General features: G+C 62.0%; 15 protein-coding genes and 1 pseudogene. 6 read left to right on the forward strand and 10 right to left on the reverse strand.

Annotated features, from left to right (window positions below; translation table 11 throughout):
- Positions 1-16: 16 nt before the first annotated feature.
- The gene (locus AC1ECN_RS24955; protein ID WP_130673142.1) at positions 17-1,042 is read right to left on the reverse strand and encodes a LacI family DNA-binding transcriptional regulator; all 1,026 of its coding nucleotides are present in this window, start codon (positions 1,040-1,042) and stop codon (positions 17-19) included.
- 95 nt (positions 1,043-1,137) lie between these two features.
- On the opposite strand from AC1ECN_RS24955, the gene AC1ECN_RS24960 reads away from it, so the two are divergent.
- The 3 genes from AC1ECN_RS24960 to AC1ECN_RS24970 all read left to right on the forward strand — a co-directional run bounded on the left by AC1ECN_RS24960 (position 1,138) and on the right by AC1ECN_RS24970 (position 4,245).
- Entirely contained in the window at positions 1,138-2,325 is a 1,188-nt protein-coding gene (locus AC1ECN_RS24960; protein WP_130673143.1) for a phytanoyl-CoA dioxygenase family protein, read from the forward strand.
- A 92-nt stretch (positions 2,326-2,417) separates the two neighbouring features.
- Positions 2,418-3,239, forward strand: a complete 822-nt coding sequence (locus AC1ECN_RS24965; protein WP_130673144.1) for an SDR family oxidoreductase — start codon at positions 2,418-2,420, stop codon at positions 3,237-3,239.
- 94 nt (positions 3,240-3,333) lie between these two features.
- The gene (locus AC1ECN_RS24970) at positions 3,334-4,245 is read left to right on the forward strand and encodes an SMP-30/gluconolactonase/LRE family protein (RefSeq protein ID WP_130673145.1); all 912 of its coding nucleotides are present in this window, start codon (positions 3,334-3,336) and stop codon (positions 4,243-4,245) included.
- 1 nt (position 4,246) lies between these two features.
- Here AC1ECN_RS24970 and AC1ECN_RS24975 read toward each other — a convergent pair whose 3' ends face one another.
- The 5 genes from AC1ECN_RS24975 to AC1ECN_RS24995 form a co-directional block, all read right to left on the reverse strand.
- Positions 4,247-4,996 (reverse strand): ThuA domain-containing protein, encoded by a 750-nt coding sequence (locus AC1ECN_RS24975; protein ID WP_130673146.1) that lies wholly within the window; start codon positions 4,994-4,996, stop codon positions 4,247-4,249.
- Positions 4,997-5,014: 18 nt separating this feature from the next.
- On the reverse strand, positions 5,015-6,097 hold the full coding sequence (locus AC1ECN_RS24980) for an ABC transporter ATP-binding protein (RefSeq protein ID WP_130673147.1): 1,083 nt from the start codon (positions 6,095-6,097) through the stop codon (positions 5,015-5,017).
- 19 nt (positions 6,098-6,116) lie between these two features.
- Positions 6,117-7,028: a carbohydrate ABC transporter permease gene (locus AC1ECN_RS24985; protein WP_477954399.1), complete on the reverse strand. Its 912-nt coding sequence runs from the start codon at positions 7,026-7,028 to the stop codon at positions 6,117-6,119.
- Between the two features lies 1 nt (position 7,029).
- Complete coding sequence (locus AC1ECN_RS24990; RefSeq protein WP_003543165.1) at positions 7,030-7,917, reverse strand: carbohydrate ABC transporter permease; 888 nt, start codon at positions 7,915-7,917, stop codon at positions 7,030-7,032.
- A gap of 106 nt (positions 7,918-8,023) precedes the next feature.
- Complete coding sequence (locus tag AC1ECN_RS24995; RefSeq protein WP_477954402.1) at positions 8,024-9,316, reverse strand: ABC transporter substrate-binding protein; 1,293 nt, start codon at positions 9,314-9,316, stop codon at positions 8,024-8,026.
- A gap of 203 nt (positions 9,317-9,519) precedes the next feature.
- On the opposite strand from AC1ECN_RS24995, the gene AC1ECN_RS25000 reads away from it, so the two are divergent.
- From AC1ECN_RS25000 to AC1ECN_RS25010, 3 genes are all read left to right on the forward strand, one after another.
- Positions 9,520-10,527, forward strand: coding sequence for a Gfo/Idh/MocA family protein (locus AC1ECN_RS25000; RefSeq protein WP_027689376.1), 1,008 nt, complete (start codon positions 9,520-9,522; stop codon positions 10,525-10,527).
- A gap of 9 nt (positions 10,528-10,536) precedes the next feature.
- Positions 10,537-11,535, forward strand: coding sequence for a LacI family DNA-binding transcriptional regulator (locus tag AC1ECN_RS25005; protein ID WP_027689377.1), 999 nt, complete (start codon positions 10,537-10,539; stop codon positions 11,533-11,535).
- 102 nt (positions 11,536-11,637) lie between these two features.
- Complete coding sequence (locus tag AC1ECN_RS25010) at positions 11,638-13,881, forward strand: glycoside hydrolase family 2 protein (RefSeq protein ID WP_130673150.1); 2,244 nt, start codon at positions 11,638-11,640, stop codon at positions 13,879-13,881.
- Positions 13,882-13,991: 110 nt separating this feature from the next.
- Here the strand turns inward: AC1ECN_RS25010 and AC1ECN_RS25015 are convergent.
- The 4 genes and pseudogenes from AC1ECN_RS25015 to AC1ECN_RS25030 form a co-directional block, all read right to left on the reverse strand.
- A pseudogene (locus AC1ECN_RS25015) lies at positions 13,992-14,871 on the reverse strand (ABC transporter ATP-binding protein).
- Positions 14,872-14,874: 3 nt separating this feature from the next.
- Entirely contained in the window at positions 14,875-15,822 is a 948-nt protein-coding gene (locus AC1ECN_RS25020; RefSeq protein WP_130672372.1) for a carbohydrate ABC transporter permease, read from the reverse strand.
- Positions 15,819-16,772, reverse strand: coding sequence for a carbohydrate ABC transporter permease (locus AC1ECN_RS25025; RefSeq protein ID WP_130672371.1), 954 nt, complete (start codon positions 16,770-16,772; stop codon positions 15,819-15,821). The genes AC1ECN_RS25020 and AC1ECN_RS25025 overlap by 4 nt, the downstream gene beginning before the upstream one ends.
- 70 nt (positions 16,773-16,842) lie before the next feature.
- On the reverse strand, positions 16,843-18,105 hold the full coding sequence (locus AC1ECN_RS25030) for an ABC transporter substrate-binding protein (protein WP_130655224.1): 1,263 nt from the start codon (positions 18,103-18,105) through the stop codon (positions 16,843-16,845).
- Between the last annotated feature and the right edge of the window lie 35 nt (positions 18,106-18,140).

The raw sequence follows: 18,140 nt of genomic DNA on the forward strand, positions 1-18,140 counted from the left end.
AGGAAAGTCAATTGGCTCAATCGCCCGCGGGCATGTTGTAGGGCGTGACGATTTCGACTGATGAAAGCGAGGGCGTAACCGCGCGCGGCAAGGCAGTCGCCCGGCTCATGATCGCCCGGAAGGCCGAACGCGCATCGGTTCTGAGATCATGATGCAGCACGAAGCCGATCCGACGCGCCGCAAGCAGCGCGCGATTATCGGCATCGAGATCATGGGCGACGAAAACGCGGGCGGGGCGTTTGGCCATGTCGAAGGCCGCAAGCACCGCCCGGTTGCCGCCGCCGATCGAATAGACGGCGTTGATGGCGGGATCGGCCGCAAGCGCTGCCGCGGCAAGCGTTCCCGTCGCGGCATCGGTGCCGTGCCCCTCGCTGATTTCGGTAATGCCGACGTCGGGATAACGGGCGCGGATGACGCGGCGAAAGCCGATTTCGCGCTCCTCCTCGCCGCGGAAGCGTCCGCTCGACAGCGTTACCAGCACCTTGCCGCCGCCATCCCCGAGAAATTCGCCGATCAGATAGGCAGCGGTCTCTCCCGCTGCCCGGTTGTCGGCGCCGGCATAGGCGATCCGCGCCGAATTCGGCAGGTCGGTCACCAGCGTCACGACGGGAATGCCGGCGGCATCCGCCCGCGCGACGGCGGCAGCCACATCGGCGACGTCAGGCGCCTTGAGCACGATGCCGTGCGTGCCGCGCAGCCGGATGCGATCGAGAAGCTGCACCAGCTCGGCCGGCTTCATCACCTCGCCAAAATGGAACCGGCAGCGGAAAACGCCCGGCAGGAAGGTCGCCATCTCCGCCTCGAAGGCGGCCCGCACCGCATCGCTGAAACGCTGCGGCGTCTCCATGACGATATCGATCGCCAGCATGCGGCCGCTGCCCATCGCCCCGGCCTGCTGCTTCTCCAGCTCCGCGATCGCCGCCTTCACCCGCATCTCGGTCTGCCGGCGCACACCCGGTCTGCCGTTCAGCACCCGGTCGACGGTCGCGGTGCTGAGCCCTGCCTGGAAGGCTATATCCTTGACGAGAAAGAGATGTGCCATATGACCGGCCTGATGGTTTTTTGATGGATTTCTGATCTATAACACCTGGCATCGCGGCGTATAGTGCTTCCATTGGAAAGAGGGAGGAGCCCGCCATGAAAACCGACAACCAGCAGAAACTGCGCGCCGACCGCGTCTGGCTGAGCGAAGACGCCTGCGATCTCGATGAGTTTCGCGCCCTTGCGGAAAAGACGACGGCACTTGCCGATTACCCCTCGGCGTCTGCGGTCGAAAAAAACGTCCTGATCTATGACAGCCTTAAGGTGATGACGGCGGCCGCAACGCCCGACGGCCGACGCGCCGTGTTGGCGGAAATCTGCGAGGCCTTCGGCGAGGGTCCTGGCGTCGTCGTGTTCAAGCGCGCTTACGAAGACACCGGCATCATCGACCGCGCCAGCACGATCTTCGATGCGATCATCGAGGTACAACACCGTACCTCGACCGGCGGTGGCGACCACTTCGCCAAGCCTGGCGCCAACGACCGTATCTGGAACTCGCTGGAAAAACATTGCCTCGCCGATCCGGCAAATTTCGCCGAATATTACGGCAACGCCATCATCGCGCTGGCAAATGAAGCCTGGCTCGGCCCGAGCTACCAGATGACGGCGCAGGTCAACCGCGTCAATCCGGGCGGTTCGGCGCAGTCGGCGCATCGCGACTACCATCTCGGCTTTCAGTCGTCGACGGTGATCGAGCAGTTCCCGGCGCATGTGCATCGGCTCTCGCCGGTGCTGACATTGCAGGGCGCGGTCGCCCATTGCGATATGCCGCTCGAAAGCGGTCCGACGCTCTTCCTGCCGTACAGCCAGACCTATGTGCCGGGCTATCTCGCGCTGAAGCGGCAGGAGTTTCGGGATTATTTCGAGACCAACCATGTCCAGCTGCCACTCGAAAAGGGTGACGTCGTCTTCTTCAATCCCGCCCTCTTCCACGCCGCCGGCACCAACCGCTCGACCGACATCAAACGTGTCGCCAACCTCCTGCAGGTCTCTTCCGCCTTCGGCCGGGCAATGGAAACCGTCAACCGCGAGAGGATGAGCGCCAGGCTGTTTCCCGCCTTGAAGACCTTGCAGGGCAGGCTCTCGCCTGACGAAATCGCCAACGCCGTCGCCGCCTGCGCCGAGGGCTACTCCTTCCCGACCAACCTCGACCGCGACCCGCCGCTCGGCGGACTGGCGCCGAAGACACAGGCGCAACTAATGCACGAGGCGTTGCGGGGAGGCTGGAGCGATGAAGCCTTTACGGCAGCACTTGCCGAGCAGGCGCAGAAGAAGTTGAGCTGATTTGGAGCTCGAGCCTCTTGCATCCGCACTGAGATAAAAGCCTCCCGCACCCGCGGGAGGCCATTCGCACATCATCACAATGGAGGAACCACATGAGCACAGACCACGGCCGCCTCGACGGCAAGATCGCCATCGTCACCGGCGGCACGCAAGGATTGGGCGCGACCATCGCCCGTCTCTTCGCCGAACGCGGCGCGGAAGGCATCGTCATCTGCGGCCGCAACGAAGCCAAGGGCAAGGCAAAGGCGGCGGAGATTTCGGCTGCGACCGGCGCCAGGATCGTCTACGTCAAGGCCGACCTCGGCAAGGTCGAGGATGCACAGAATGTCGTGCGCGCCTGTGACGAGACCTTCGGCCGCGTCGACGCGCTGGTCAATGCCGCCGCCATCACCGATCGCGGCACCATCCTCGATACCAGCCCAGAGCTCTTCGACTCCATGTTCGCTGTCAATGTGCGTGCGCCGTTTTTCCTGATGCAGGAAGCGGTGAAGGTCATGCGCCGCGAAAACATCGAGGGTACGGTCGTCAATATCGGCTCGATGTCCGCCAAAGCCGGCCAGCCCTTCATCGCCGCCTATTGTGCCTCCAAGGGCGCGCTGGAAACGCTGACGAAGAACACCGCCTACGCGCTCCTGCGCAACCGCATCCGCGTCAATGGTCTGAACATCGGCTGGATGGCTTCCGAGGGCGAGGACCGGATCCAGCGCGAATATCACGATGCCCCTGCCGACTGGCTGGAGAAGGCGGCGGCAAGCCAGCCCTTCGGCCGCCTAGTCGATCCGCACGAGGTGGCGCGCGCCTGCGCTTACCTTTCGTCTTCCGAATCCGGCCTGATGACCGGCTCGGTCATCTGCTTCGACCAGTCGATCTGGGGTGCTTATGACGGCTCGCCGCATCCGGCCGCGGCCCTCTGACCAAGCCGCAGCCGGCATTTCCATCGCCGGGCTCTGGCACCTCCAGCTTTTTGCCGCTAGGAAAAGAACGGCAGCATTCAGGGAGGAAACTGGCATGGGCGACAATCCGATTTATGAGATTCGCGACGAACGCTTCGGTGCAATGGTCATCGGCAGCGCCGGCCTCGAGGAGCTTTATTCCGGCTGCCGCTGGACGGAAGGCCCGGTCTGGTTTTCCGACCTGAACTGCCTTCTCTGGAGCGATATCCCGAATGAACGCATGATGCGCTGGACACCGGATGGTACCGTCTCCGTCTTCCGCTCGCCCTCCAACTACGTCAACGGCAATACCCGTGACCGGCAGGGCCGGTTGGTCTCCTGCGAACATGGCGGCCGCCGCGTCACCCGCACCGAGACGGACGGCACCATCACCGTTCTCGCCGACAGCTACCAGGGCAAGCGGCTGAACTCACCGAACGACGTCGTCGTGCACTCCGACGGTGGGGTCTGGTTCACCGATCCGACCTACGGCATCCTCTCGGATTACGAGGGCCACAAGGCCGAGCCCGAGCAGCCCACGCGCAACGTCTACCGGATCGATCCGGCAAGCGGAGCGATCGACGCCGTCATCGAGGATTTCATCCAGCCGAACGGCCTTGCCTTCTCGCCTGATGAGACGAAGCTTTATATTGCCGATTCCGGCTCCGCAAAACATGAAGTGCCGCGCCATATCCGCGTTTTCGACGTCATCGACGGCAGGGCGCTTGCCGACAGCCGCTACTTCTGCAGCCTCGATGTCGGCCATCCCGACGGTTTTCGTTTCGATGTCGCCGGCAATCTCTGGACGAGTGCCTCCGACGGCGTGCACTGCTTTTCGCCCGACGGAACCCTGCTCGGCAAGATCAGGGTGCCGCAGACGGTGTCCAACCTCACCTTCGGCGGCCCCAAGAAAAACCGGCTCTTCATCACCGCGACGCGTTCGGTCTATTCGATCTATCTCAAGACGACCGGCGCACAATATCCATAGATCACGCCTTCGCCTTGTCGGGGCGGCCGTGCAGCGGCTCGGCCCGATGCCAGTTTTCCAGGATGCGGCCATCGGTGTGTTTCTGCCGCGCCCAGCGGATGCCGTTCGAGATCACCTTATGCACGGTCTTGTCGTGATAGATCGGATAGGTTTCGTGGCCGGGGCTGAAAAAGAAGATGCGCCCACGCCCGCGCTGGAAGGTGCAGCCGCTGCGGAACACTTCGCCGCCGGAATACCAGGAAATGAACACCAACTCGTCCGGCTGCGGAATGTCGAAGGGTTCGCCATACATTTCCGAGGCATTGACCTCGAAATAGGGCGGCAGCCCCTCGGCGATCGGATGCGAGGGATTGACCACCCAGACGCGCTCCAGGTCGCCATCAGGCGTCTCGCGCCAGGAAAGGTTGGCATTGGTCCCCATCAGCCGGCGGAAGAGCTTGGAATGATGGCCGGAATGCAGGACCAGCAGGCCCATGCCCTTCAGCACGCGCTGCTGCACGCGGTCGATCAGCCCGTCGCTGACCTCTTCATGCGCCATATGCCCCCACCAGAGCAGCACATCGGTATCATTGAGCACGGAATCCGGCAGCCCTTCATCCGGATCGTCCAGCGTACCGCGGCGGACCTCGAAATCGGGGTGAGCGATACCGGTAGCGATCGCTCCGTCGATACGATCAGGATAGATATCCTGAACTTCCTTGTGGACCTGCTCGTGGCGCCCTTCATTCCAGATCGTAACCTTGATTGTCATGTCATTCCTCGATGTGTTTCAAGCGGTTGCCGAGCGGATTACGCGGCCGGCGGAATCAAACAGATGGCAACCGGCGCGCTCGGCAGTCAGCGACACGCGATCGCCGGGGCGAATGGTCATGTCGCCTTCCGTGCGTACGACGATCGGCTGCTGCTGCGAACCGACTGTCAGATAGGTCTCCACGCCCAAACGCTCGACGATGACGACCTCGGCCGAAAAATCACCCTGCCCTTGGGGTGCGAGCTTCAGATGTTCCGGCCGAATGCCGAGTTTCGCCTCGCCCTGCTGCACGGCGCCATTGGCGTCTGAAAGGTCGATGGAAAGGCCGAGCGGGCTTTCCAGATGCACCTTGCCGGCATCCCGGCGCGTCGCCGTCATCGGCAGCACGTTCATCTTTGGCGAGCCGATGAAGGTTGCGACAAACTCGTTATCGGGCTGATGGTAGAGATCCATCGGCGCGCCCTGTTGAGCGACGACGCCCTTGTTCAGCACGACGATGCGGTCCGCCATCGTCATCGCTTCGACCTGGTCGTGCGTGACATACACGACCGTCGCCTTCAACTCGCGGTGCAGGCGCTGCAGCTCGGCGCGCATCTGCACGCGCAGCGCCGAATCGAGGTTCGACAGCGGCTCGTCGAACAGGATCAGCGCCGGTTTCTTGATGATGGCGCGGCCGATCGCCACGCGCTGGCGCTGGCCGCCGGAAAGGGCGGCCGGGCGGCGGTCGAGGTAATCGGTGAGCTGCAGGATTTCGGCCACAGCTTCCACCTGCCGGCGGATTTCCGCCTCCGGCACCTTCTTCAGGCTGAGCGAAAAGCCGATGTTTTCGGCAACGCTCATATGAGGATAGAGCGCATAGGACTGGAACACCATGGCGATGCCGCGCTTATCGGGCGGCACGTCGTTGATACGTTTGCCGTTGAGGATGAGGTCGCCCTCGTCGATGCCTTCGAGGCCGGCGATCATCCGCAGCAGCGTCGACTTGCCGCAGCCGGACGGACCGACGAAAACCGCGAATTCGCCGTCTTCCACGGTAACGTCGACGCCCTTGATGACCTCGAGCGCACCGTAGAACTTGCGAACGTTTCTGAGATTGATCATCTGTTTCTCTTTCTTGATCTCAGCCCTTCACACCGCCCGAAAATGTCTGGACGAGGAAGCGCCGCGCAAAGCCGAAGGCGACGACGGCAGGCAGCAGATAAATGAATGCAAGTGCGGTCAGCAGGCCGTAATCGATCTCGTTGATGCGCAGGAAGGCGCGAAAGAGACCGAGCGGCAGCGTCTGCAGCTCCGGCGACGACAGGAAGATCAGCGGCAGCAGGAAATCGCCCCAGGCCGACATGAAGGCGAACAGCCCACCAGCGGCAAGCCCCGGCAGCGCCAGCGGGATCAACACCCGGCGGATGCGCTGGATGAGTGTCGCCCCATCCATCAGCGCCGCCTCCTCATAGTCCCTCGGCAGCCCGTCGAAGAAGGTCTTCATGATCCAGAGCGCCAGCGGCAATTGCATCGTCGCAAGCACCAGGATCAGCCCGAGATAACCGTCGATGAAACCGGTCCAGCGCATGATGTCGCGCGCATAGCTGCCGAAGATCGGTCTGAGCACCGCCGCTTCCGCATTGTTCAGCGTCAGCAGGAATTTGTAGAGCGGCACGACGAGCGCCGTCGGCGGCAGCACCCGGATGAGCAGGATTGCGTAGAGGAAGGGCAGCTTCCACCAGGCCCGGGTGCGCGACAGTGCATAACCGCCGAGCCCCGAAAGCACCATGACGAGCAGCGTCGCGCTAGCGACCACGAAGAGCGAATTGAACAGYCACTTCGCCCCGTCCTCCTTAGTGAAGACCCTGATATAATTGGCGAAAGTCCACTGCTCCGGCCAATGCAGGAAGAGCTGGGCATTGCCGTCGAGCGAGGCGAGCAGCACCCAGAAGAAAGGCACCGCGCAGAAGATCGAGATCAGCGACAACGTCGCATAGGCGATGAGATCGGAGCGACCCTTGTTTGCAGTTTCACTTGGGGAAACGACGGCCATGTCAGACCTCCACCTTCATGGCCCGGACATAGGCGATACCTAATATCAGCGAGATGACGAGCGCGACGACGGCGACCGCGGCACCATAACCCAGCTGGAACGACGTAAAGGACTGGTTGTAGATATAGATGCTGACCACCTCGGTCGCCCCGCCCGGTCCGCCGCGCGTCAGCGCATAGACGAGGCCGAAGACGGCGATGGTGGAGACGGCGGAGATCAACATATAGAGCAGGATCGTCGGCATCATCAGCGGCAGGGTGATGCGGCGGAACATCTGCGACGGGGTGGCGCCGTCCATGCGCGCTGCCTCATAGATCTCCGCTGGAATGGTGCTGAGGCCGGCCGTCAACAGGATCATCGCCGTGGCGATGCCGCGCCAGGTGTTGACGACGATGATCATCGACAGCGGGAAGACCTGCAGCCAGTCGGCCGGCGTGATGCCGAAAAAACTGACGATGCGGCTGAGTGTGGCATTGTCGCCGCCCGCCAGCATCGAGATCCACATGAAACCGGCGACCACTTCAGGAGCTGCATTCGGCAACAGGATGATCGATGAAAACACCCGCCGAAAGCGGATCGGCCGGCGCAGCGCAATTGCCGAGATCAGGCCGAGCACGAACTGGCCGATCACCGCCGAACCGATGACGAAGACGAAGGTGACGAACAGCGAATTCCAGAACTTCGCGTCGTTGAAGAGCCGCGTGTAATTCCTGAAACCGACGAAACGGGGCCGAAGGGCCGCGGCCCCGGTCAGCGCCTCGTTGGTGAAGCTCAGATAGATCGAATAGAGGGCCGGATAGATGACGAAAGCCAGAAGCAGCACCAGCGAGGGCAGCAGGATCAGCAGCCATTGCCGCTCGGCGCGCTTTTCATGAGAGTTTCGGGCCATGGAAGCTCACAAACCTTATCGATGGAACTGGCTTATCGAATGAAAGTGGGAAGACGCGGGCGTTGGCGCCGCGTCCCCGTTCTGGCGGAAGAGAGGGTGCCGGAGCTTACTTGACCATGTCGTCGCCGAGCGTTTCCTTGACGTAGTCGACAAGGATCTTCTGGGCGCCGGCGGCATCGGTTTCCTTGCGCAGCAGCGCTTCGGTGGCCCGCGCCACACCTTCCGAGACCGTGCCGAAACCGGAGGCCTGCTTGAGGAACACGCCATTTCCGGCCGCGGCATGGATCGGAACCAGTTCCGTCAGCTTCTTGAACTCGGCATTGTCAGCCGCATCCTTGCTGGCCGGGATGTTGCCGATGCGGGCGGCGTAGGAAACCTGCGTCTCGATCGAGCCGATCTCCATCAGCGCCTTGATCGCCAACTCGGTATTGGCCGACTTGGAATTGACGGYCCATGGCGCAGCGAGGTTGGCAAGCACATACTGGCCGCTGCTCTGGCCGGGAACAGTCCAGGTGCCGACCACCTTCGTCACGTCAGGGATCGGGTTCTTGCTTTCGCGACCCCAGTCGAAAATATAGCACCAGGAGCCGCAGGTGGTCGCGGCGAGCTTGCCTTCCGGGAACAGCTGGTACTTCGGCACGACCCAGGGCTCGGGTCCGAGCAGCGGTTGCGTCGGCATCAGATCCTTGTCGATCAGTTCCTTGTAGACGTTGAAGACATCCTTGATGCCTTCGCCATTCAGATCGAGCTTGCCGTCGGCATCGACCAGCTGCGGCGTCTTGGAACCGACGAGCAGATGCTGGAAGCCTTCGTCGAAGGCGCCGCTTCCCCAGGAGACGCCGGCCGGAAAGAGTAGGCCGTAGGCGCCGGTCTTCTGCTTGATCTCCGCCGCGCGGTCGAGAAGTTCCTGCCAGGTCTTCGGCTGTTCGGTGGAGATGCCGGCCTTTTCGAGAACGTCCTTGCGATAATAGATTTCCTGGATGCCGAGCATGAACGGCATCACATAGGTTTCACCATCCGGGCTGACGGCAAGCTCCTTGGCGACGTCATAGAGGTTGGCGTAGCCATCCCAAGCCTTGAACTCCTTGGTCACAGGCGCGAGGTAGCCGGCTTCCACCATGTCGGCGACGGCAGCCGTGGTCGGGATGGAGAACAGGTCGGGTGCGTTGCCGGCGCCGAGCTCCGTCAGGAGCTTGGTCAGGTAATCCTTGTCGGGCGCAGGATATTCGATGACCTCGACGGTGACGCCATATTTCTTTTCGATCCGCTCGACCGTCGACTTCATCGCGTCGATGCCGGCCTGACCGTGATTTGCAATGCGGATTGTTTCAGCCTGCGCCAGCGTCGAAACCGCGCTCAACAGAACGGCGCACAGGCCGCCAAGAACCATCTTCTTCAACGGAAGTCCTCCCTTTTTTAGAGACACGGCGCCCTCCAGCACCGGTTGCGAAAATGTACACGCATTCCCAACACTGACAAGATGGTTTTTGAAAAGATTCGAATGCGAGTTTTAATATACTGATATTGCTTCTCTATTTAGATATTGCCATCACTATACCGTTTGTGTAATCGTGTGCACAATGCATTCAGGGAGGAATTTTCATGACTAGGAAATTACGCCTCGGCGTCATCGGCGCCGGCTTGAAGGCGGCGGAATATGCCGAGAACTGGGTCAAGATGCCGGAGATCGAATTTGCTGCTCTCGCCGACACCACGGCGGCGTCGCGCCAGCGCCTGATCGACGCCTGCCTCGCCGCCGGCGCACCACAACCGAAGAGCTTCGAGGATTATCGCCAGATGCTTGCCGAATGCCGGGGCGAACTCGACATCGTCTACGTCTCCACCCCGCATGCCTTCCATGCCGAGCAGGCAACCGCCGTTGCCGAGGCCGGCCTCGACCTCTTCCTGGAAAAGCCGATGGTGACGACGGTCGGCGAGGCCGAGAGGCTGATCGCCGCGCAGAAAAAGAGTGGCGTCACCATCGTCACCGCCTTCCAGGGCGGCCTGTCGCCGCTGGTGCTCGACACGCGCCGGCGGGCTCTCGCCGGCGAATTCGGCGCGTTGATCGCCATATCGGGCATGATCTGGGAAAGCTGGTCGTCCAACTACGACGGCCATTGGAAGCAGCAGCCTGATATCTCCGGCGGCGGCTTCATGTTCGATACCGGCGCCCATATGATGAACACGGTCTGCCTGCTCGCCAATTCGGATTTCGACAGTGTGTCCGCCTACATGAACAACCACGGCAGACAAGTCGATATCGCCACTGCCGTCTCCGCCCGGCTGAAGAACGGCGCGCTGGCGACATTGACGGCCGCCGGCGAAGGCCCTCCGGGCTGCGCCTCCTACATCACCTTCTTCTATTCAAAAGCGATCGTGCGCATCGACGCCTGGGGCGGCTGGCGCGAGATCAGTGTCGGGCGTACCGCCGAGCCGCGCGAGGAGGCTGAGATTCTCGGCAACCCGATGAAGAATTTCCTCGCCATTCGCGAGGGAAAGATGGAAAACTCTGGCTCCGTTGAAATGGGCCTCAGATTCGCTAGGCTATGGGATGCAATCAAGGAATCGGCAGCGGCCGACGGCGCTTCCGTCAGGATCGTCGCCCAATAGGCGCTGAAGATGAGCGGTATGAGTAGACGGCGGATCACCTCGAAGGAACTGGCGAAACTCGCCGGCGTCTCCTCCGCCACCATTTCCCGCGCCTTCTCGCCGGATTCACGCATCGGCAGCGCCACCCGCGACCGCATCCTCGCCGTTGCCCGTGAACATGGCTACCAGCCGAACGCGATCGCCCGCTCGCTGAACAATCAGCGCTCGCGCCTCGTCGCCCTGGTCGTCAATGCGATCGGCAACCCTTGCGAGGCTGAGGAACAGCAGCTTCTCGTCCACCGCCTGCAGGCGAGACAATTGCTGCCGATTATCCTCTGCTGCGCCGATCATTCCGACCGGCTGCAGCTGATGCGCCTTGCCTCCACCTATCAGGTCGATCACGTCGTCGTCTTCTCCGACATGGTGTCGATGCAAGATGCGGTCGACATCTTCCACACGACGAAGCCTATCATCGTCTCCTTCGAGCCGCTCGACAACGAAAACGTCTCCAGCATCCGCATCGACGGCGCTGAGGCCGCCAACGAGATCATCGACAAGATCGTCCGCGACGGCAAAAAGCGTTTCGCCTACCTCTCCGGCACCCACTCAAGCTGGATCGACAAGCTCAGACGCAAATGGTTCGCCGATGCGCTGACCAAGCGCGGCCTCGCCTTCGAGGCGCAGGCCTTCGGCGATTATTCTTATGATTCCGGCTTCAAGGAAGCCGTGCTGCTGCTGCACCGTGACAAGGTCGACGCCATCATCTGCGGCAACGACGTGATGGCGATCGGCGCACGCGATGCAGCCCGCCGGGTGCTCGGCAAGAACACCCCTGATGATATCGCCATCGTCGGCCAGGATGGTATCGCCATGGCCGCCTGGGATTGCAACGACCTCACCACGCTGAGCCTCGACCACGTCGCCTTCATCGATGCCGTCGTCGAACTGATCGAACGCCATGACGCCGAGGTCGAAGGCCCGCACAGCATCACGCTCACCTGCACCGCCCGCTGGGGTTCGACCGCCTAACAGCTCGCATACCCATTGCATCAAGGAGGAATACTATGACTCAATTTTCACGCGCCGAAAGGTGCCGCACCGTCCCTGATGCCGTAACCTGGAGAGCCTGAAATGCGTTCCGTCGTTTCTTTCAACGAAGGCTGGAGTTTCCATGAGGGCTTCGGCCAGCGTTTGCTCGAAGCTTTCGATGCCGCCAAGTCGGTCAGCCTGCCGCATACCGCCGTCGAACTGCCCTTCAGCTATTTCGACGAGACCAGCTATCAGCGCGCTTTCAGCTATCAGAAGGTGCTGCGCTGGCTGCCGGAATTCGAGGGCCGCGAGGTCTCGCTCGTCTTCGACGCCGCCATGGCCGACAGCGTCGTCTATCTGAACGGCCAAGAAATCATTGCCCACAAGGACGGCTACACGCCCTTCGAGGCCCGCCTCACCGACAAGCTCGTCAAGGGCGAGAACCTCGTCACCGTCAAGATCGACGGCAGCGAGAACCCTGACATTCCGCCTTTCGGCGGCCGCATCGATTATCTGACTTATGCCGGCATCTACCGCGACGTCTGGCTGAAGGTCACCGACCCGGTCTCGATCCGCAATCTCAAGATCGAAACCACCGACGTTCTCGGCCCGGAGAAATCGGCAACCATCCGCGTCGACATCGCCAATCCCGAGGGCCGCAACTTCTCGGCGACCGTCACCGCCACGCTGAAACAGGCCGACGGCACGGTGGTCGCCACCGCAGCGACCGAAACGATCGGCAGCCGCACCACGCTCTCGTTTGGCGGCCTCACCGGCATCGCCCTCTGGGACATCACCGATCCCACGCTCTATGACGTCACCGTCGAGCTCAGGACCGAACACGGCTCCGACCGTATCTCGACCAGGTTCGGCTTCCGCACCGCCGAATTCACGCCGGAAGGTTTTCTCCTCAACGGCAAGCCGCTGAAGCTGCGCGGCCTCAATCGTCACCAGGCCTTCCCCTATGTCGGTTATGCCGCCGGCCGCTCCGCCCAGGAGCGTGACGCCGACATCATGAAGACGGTGCTGAAGTGCAATATCGTCCGCACCTCGCACTATCCGCAGTCGAAATGGTTCCTCAACCGATGCGACGCGATCGGCCTGCTGGTCTTCGAAGAGATCCCCGGTTGGCAGCATATCGGCGATGCCGACTGGCAGCAGGAATCGATCGAGAACGTCCGTCGCATGATCGAGCGCGACTGGAACCACCCCTCGATCATCATCTGGGGCGTGCGCATCAACGAATCGCAGGATAATCACGATTTCTACGCCGAGACCAATCGGTTGGCCCGTGAACTCGACAGCACCCGCCAAACCGGCGGCGTGCGTTATCTCACCGAGAGCGAGTTGCTCGAAGACGTCTATACGATGAACGACTTCATCCTCGGCAACGAGGAACTGCCGGGCGCCAACCGCCCGCGCACAGCGCTGCGCGCCCAGCAGGAAAATACCGGACTGTCCCACAAGGTGCCGTACCTCATCACCGAGTTCAACGGCCACATGCACCCGACGAAGATCTATGACCAGGAGCAGCGCCAGGCCGAGCATGTGCGCCGGCACCTGGAAGTGCTGAATGCCGCCTATGGCGATCCCGATATATCAGGCGCCATCGGCTGGTGCATGTTCGATTACAACACCCACAAGGATTTCGGCTCCGGCGACCGCATCTGCTATCACGGCGTGATGGACATGTTCCGCGAGCCGAAATTCGCGGCCTATGCCTATATCAGCCAGTGCGACCCCTCCGAGGAGATCGTCATGAAGCCGGTGACCTTCTGGGCGCGCGGCGAACGCAATATCGGCGGCGTGCTGCCGCTGATCATCCTGACCAATTGCGACGAGGTGGAACTGCAATATGGCGCGCTCAGCAAGCGCATCGGTCCGGATCGCGAGAACTACCCGCATCTGCCGCACCCGCCCGTCGTGCTCGACCATCGGCACTTTACCGCCGATGAGCTTGGCACCTGGGGTCTCGAATGGATCGACGGCACCTTCACCGGCTATATCGGCGGCGAGCCGGTGGCCAGCCTGACGCTGGTGGCCGATCCGCTGCCGACGACGCTGGAAGTGGTTGCCGATAGCCCCACGCTGAAAGCCCGCGAACGCGACAGCACACGCGTCATCATCCGCGCCCTCGACCAGCGCGGCCAGCGCCTGCCTTTCATGAACGACAGCATTTCGCTGAAGGTGCACGGCCCGGCAAGGATCGTCGGCCCGACCAACGTGCCTCTGCAGGGCGGCACCGCCGGTTTCTGGCTGGAGGCGACGGGGTTCACCGGCGAGATCACCGTCGAAGCAGTCTCGTCGCGTTTCCCCCCGGTGAAGGTCGGCGTGACGGCCGCCTAGCGCATAACCCCGAAAATCGAAATCGATTTTCGGAAAGGAATTATGCGAAAACCCAAAGTGTTAGAGCGTCCTTAGCGCGTCTTTCGAGACGCGCGGCGCTCTAACGGTCGTCACCCAATCCTGAGCTGGCTATTGGGATCGAAGAAGACGGCTTTGTCGAGATTAAAGGCGAGGCGGGTGTTTTGTCCTGGGGCGATGCCGGTATCGGCGCGCAGGCGGGCGACGACGGATTTGCCGCCGAGCTTGGTGACGGCGAAGGTGTCGGAGCCGGCCGGTTCGACCACCTCGATCAGGCAATCGCCCTCGGTCAGCGAGCGCGCCTTGCGGTCGGCGCCATCGCGTGCCGAACTGCTGCAGCACGCCGTCCTTCAGCACGGCGATCTTGGTCGCCAGCGTCATCGCCTCGATCTGGTCATGGGTGACATAGACGAAGGTGGTGCCCATGCGCTGATGCAGCCGCTTGATCTCGGTGCGCATGTCGACGCGCAGCTTGGCATCGAGATTGGAGAGCGGCTCGTCGAACAGGAAGACCTGCGGATTGCGCACCAGCGCCCGGCCCATGGCGACACGCTGGCGCTGGCCGCCGGAGAGCTGGCTCGGCTTGCGGTCGAGCAGATGGCCGATCTGCAGCATGTCGGAGACTTGGGCGATCGCCCTGGCACGCTCTTCCTTCGGAACGCCGCGGATCTCCATGCCGAAGGCGATGTTGCCCGCCACCGTCATGTTCGGATAGAGCGCATAGGACTGGAACACCATGGCGATGTCGCGCTTGGAGGGATGCAGACCGCTGATGTCGCGCCCGTCGATCTTGATATCGCCAGAGGTGATCGTCTCCAGCCCGGCAATGGTGTTGAGCAGGGTGGACTTGCCGCAGCCGGACGGGCCGACCAGCACGAGAAAGCCGCCCTTTTCGAGTTCGAGGTCGATCCCCTTGAGAATGTCGACGGCGCCGAAGCGCTTTTTGAGACCGGAGATTTCGAGGAAGGCCATGGATTACCCTTTGACAGCGCCCGCCATCAGACCGCGCACGAAGTAGCGGCCGGCGAGGATATAGACGATGAGCGTCGGCACGGCGGCGATCATCGCCGCCGCCATGTTGACATTGTATTCGACGACGCCCGTCGAGGTGTTGACGACATTGTTCAGCGCCACCGTCATCGGCATGGATTCACCGGTGCCGGCGTAAGCCGAGGCAAACAGGAAATCGTTCCAGATATTGGTGAACTGGTAGATCACCGTGACGACGATGATCGGCAGCGAGTTCGGCAGCATGATGCGGCGGAAGATCTGGAAGAAGCTGGCGCCATCGACCTGGGCGGCCCGCACCAGCTCGGTCGGAAAGGCCTCGTAGAAATTGCGGAAGAACAGCGTCGTGAAGCCGAGGCCGTAGACGACATGGACGAAGACCAGATTGACGGTCGGATTGCCGAAGCCGAAGTTCCAGCCCGTGGCGTTCTGCAGCGTCATGCCGAAGCGGCCGAGGCTGCCGAGGATCGTTGCCATCGGCAACAGCACCGACTGGAACGGGATGAAGCAGGCAAACAGCATCAGCCCAAACACCAGCGTGTGGCCGGGAAAGCGCCATTTGGTCAGGACATAACCGTTCAGCGCCCCCATGATGGTGGAGATTGCGACAGCCGGCACGACCATCTTGATCGAGTTCCAGAAGTAACCCTTGATGCCGGCGCAGGTCAGACCGACGCAGGTCTCGCCCCAGGCCTTGATCCAGGGATCGAAGGTCGGCGCTTGCGGCAGCGCCAGCATGTTGCCGTTCTGGATCTCGTCCATGGTCTTGAACGAGGTCGTCAGCATGACGAAGAGCGGCATCAGATAGAGCACGGCAAAGACCAGCAGCAGGCCGTAGATGACGGTGCGGCCGATCCAGCGGGTGTTGTTGTTGTTCTGCGCCCTGTCGGCTGTCGGTGAGATGATCGTGCTCATCGCGCCTTCTCCTTCAGTTCGGAATAGAGATAGGGAACGATGATCGCCGAGATCGTCATCAGCATGATGATGGCGCTGGCCGAGCCGACGGCCATCTCGTTGCGCTTGAAGGTGTATTCATACATGAAGTTGGACGGCAGCCAGGCCGAGCCGCCGGGGCCGCCCGAGGTCAGCGCCACCACGAGATCGTAGGACTTGATCGCCATATGGGCGAGCACGATGAAGGCGGAGAGAAAGATCGGCCGCAGCAGCGGAATGACGATGCGCCGATAGAGCTGGAATGGCGAGGCGCCATCGATCTGGGCGGCCTTCATGATCTCGCCGTCGATGCCGCGCAGGCCCGCCAGGAACATCGCCATGACAAAGCCCGACGCCTGCCAGACGCCGGCGATGACGACGGTGTAGATGACGAAGTCCTTGTTCTTGATCCAGTCGAAGTGGAAGCTCGTCCAGCCAAAATGGTGCAGCGTCTGTTCCAGCCCGAGGCCGGGATCGAGGAACCATTTCCAGGCAACGCCGGTGACGATGAAGGAGAGCGCCATCGGATAGAGGAAGATCGGCCGGAGCAGCCCCTCGCCGCGGATCTTCTGGTCGAGCAGGATGGCGAGGAAGAGACCGAGTGCCAGGCAGATGCCGACATAGAGGAAACCGAAGATCGCCATGTTGGTGATCGAGGTATACCAGGAGGACGGCGGATCGCTCTCGAAGGTCCAGCGCCACAGCCGCTGATAGGCACGCGCGCCGGTCAGCGCATAGGAGGGAAAGGTCTTGGAATTGGTGAACGACAGATAGGCCGTCCAGACGATGAAGCCGTAGACGAAGATGATGGTGATGACGAAGCTCGGCGCCAAGACGATCTTCGGCAGCGCATCCTGCAGCCGGCCCCTCAACGAGATCGCCGTCGATTGCCGCGGCGTCAAAACCGGATCGGTGGTCGCAACGGTGCTCATGGAATGTCATCTCCTCCCCGGAAGCTTCCCCGCGGAGCACGCGGGGAAGCATTTGTCATCACACGTGGTCTCAGCGGGCGTCGTCGATCGCCTGGACGAGCTGCTTGACGGCTTCGTCGGAGGTCTTGATCTGGCCGTGGACGAACTTCGAGACGACATCCTTATAGGCATTGGCGATGGCCGGAGGCGCACCGTAACCCTGTGCCAGCGAGCCGAACAGCGTGCCGCCTTCGTTCGCTGCCTTCAGGTCGGCGATGCCCTTCTTGCCGCAGGCGTCGAAGTCGGTATCGGGAACGTCGGTGCGGGCCGGCACCGAACCCTTGACGACGTTGAAGGCCGACTGGAAGCTCTTCGACAGCGTTGCCGTGGCCAGCGCCACCTGGGCCGCCTTGCGGTCGTCGGGGACGTTGAACATGCCGAACATGTCGGAGTTGTAGACCACGCTGCCGTCGGTGCCGGGGAAGCGGTAGCACAGGAAGTCGGTATCCGGCGTCTTCTTGGCGGCGACGAATTCGCCCTTGGCCCAGTCGCCCATCACCTGCACCAGCGCGTCACCCTTGATGACCATGGCGGTCGCAAGGTTCCAGTCGCGGCCCGAGAAGTTCGGGTCGACATATTTGATGATCGTCGCCAGGTTATCGAACGACTTCTTCATCGTGTCGGACTTCAGCGATTCCTCGTCGAGGTCGTTGAAGGCCTTCTTGTAGAACTCAGGCCCGCCGGTCGACAGCACGATGGAATCAAACATCGTCGCTTCCTGCCAATTCTGGCCGCCAAGCGCGAGCGGGATGACGCCAGCGGCCTTGGCCTTGTCGAGCAGCGCGATCAGCTCGTCGAAGGTCTTCGGCTGGGTGCCGCCGATCTTGTCCATCACAGCCTTGTTGATCCACAGCCAGTTGACCGAGTGGACGTTGACGGGAGCAGCAACCCACTTGCCGTCATAGACCGAGAACTTCTGCAGGGCTGCCGGAACCGACTTGTCCCAGCCTTCCTTCTTCGCCGTCTCCGTCAGATCACCCATGACGCCGGCCTGGGCATAGTCGAGCACGGTATAACCCAGCATCTGCGAGGCCGTCGGATAGGTGCCGGCCGCAACCATCGCCTTCAGCGCCGTCATCGCCGCATCGCCGCCACCACCGGCAACCGGAACGTCCTTCCAGGCAAAACCTTCCTTCGAAAGATCCTGCTTCAAGACGTTCAGTGCCGCCGCCTCCCCGCCAGACGTCCACCAGTGCAGCATCTGCACTTCCTTCACGTCGGCGGCGCGTGCGGAGACGCTGGCGCCGGCCAGAGCCAATGCGATCGTTGCAGTCGTGGTCAAAAACCTGTTCATCGAAAGACCTCCCAGTCTTACATTGGAAGATGCGG

The sequence above is a fragment of the Rhizobium sp. 01N447_2 genome, from assembly GCF_056399245.1.

Excerpts from the sequence above, each read along its gene's own strand:
- AC1ECN_RS24955 (WP_130673142.1), bottom strand. The coding sequence starts at position 1,042 with ATGGCACATCTCTTTCTCGTCAAGGATATAGCCTTCCAGGCAGGGCTC.
- AC1ECN_RS24960 (WP_130673143.1), top strand. The coding sequence starts at position 1,138 with ATGAAAACCGACAACCAGCAGAAACTGCGCGCCGACCGCGTCTGGCTG.
- AC1ECN_RS24965 (WP_130673144.1), top strand. The coding sequence starts at position 2,418 with ATGAGCACAGACCACGGCCGCCTCGACGGCAAGATCGCCATCGTCACC.
- AC1ECN_RS24970 (WP_130673145.1), top strand. The coding sequence starts at position 3,334 with ATGGGCGACAATCCGATTTATGAGATTCGCGACGAACGCTTCGGTGCA.
- AC1ECN_RS24975 (WP_130673146.1), bottom strand. The coding sequence starts at position 4,996 with ATGACAATCAAGGTTACGATCTGGAATGAAGGGCGCCACGAGCAGGTC.
- AC1ECN_RS24980 (WP_130673147.1), bottom strand. The coding sequence starts at position 6,097 with ATGATCAATCTCAGAAACGTTCGCAAGTTCTACGGTGCGCTCGAGGTC.
- AC1ECN_RS24990 (WP_003543165.1), bottom strand. The coding sequence starts at position 7,917 with ATGGCCCGAAACTCTCATGAAAAGCGCGCCGAGCGGCAATGGCTGCTG.
- AC1ECN_RS25000 (WP_027689376.1), top strand. The coding sequence starts at position 9,520 with ATGACTAGGAAATTACGCCTCGGCGTCATCGGCGCCGGCTTGAAGGCG.
- AC1ECN_RS25005 (WP_027689377.1), top strand. The coding sequence starts at position 10,537 with ATGAGCGGTATGAGTAGACGGCGGATCACCTCGAAGGAACTGGCGAAA.
- AC1ECN_RS25010 (WP_130673150.1), top strand. The coding sequence starts at position 11,638 with ATGCGTTCCGTCGTTTCTTTCAACGAAGGCTGGAGTTTCCATGAGGGC.
- AC1ECN_RS25020 (WP_130672372.1), bottom strand. The coding sequence starts at position 15,822 with ATGAGCACGATCATCTCACCGACAGCCGACAGGGCGCAGAACAACAAC.
- AC1ECN_RS25025 (WP_130672371.1), bottom strand. The coding sequence starts at position 16,772 with ATGAGCACCGTTGCGACCACCGATCCGGTTTTGACGCCGCGGCAATCG.
- AC1ECN_RS25030 (WP_130655224.1), bottom strand. The coding sequence starts at position 18,105 with ATGAACAGGTTTTTGACCACGACTGCAACGATCGCATTGGCTCTGGCC.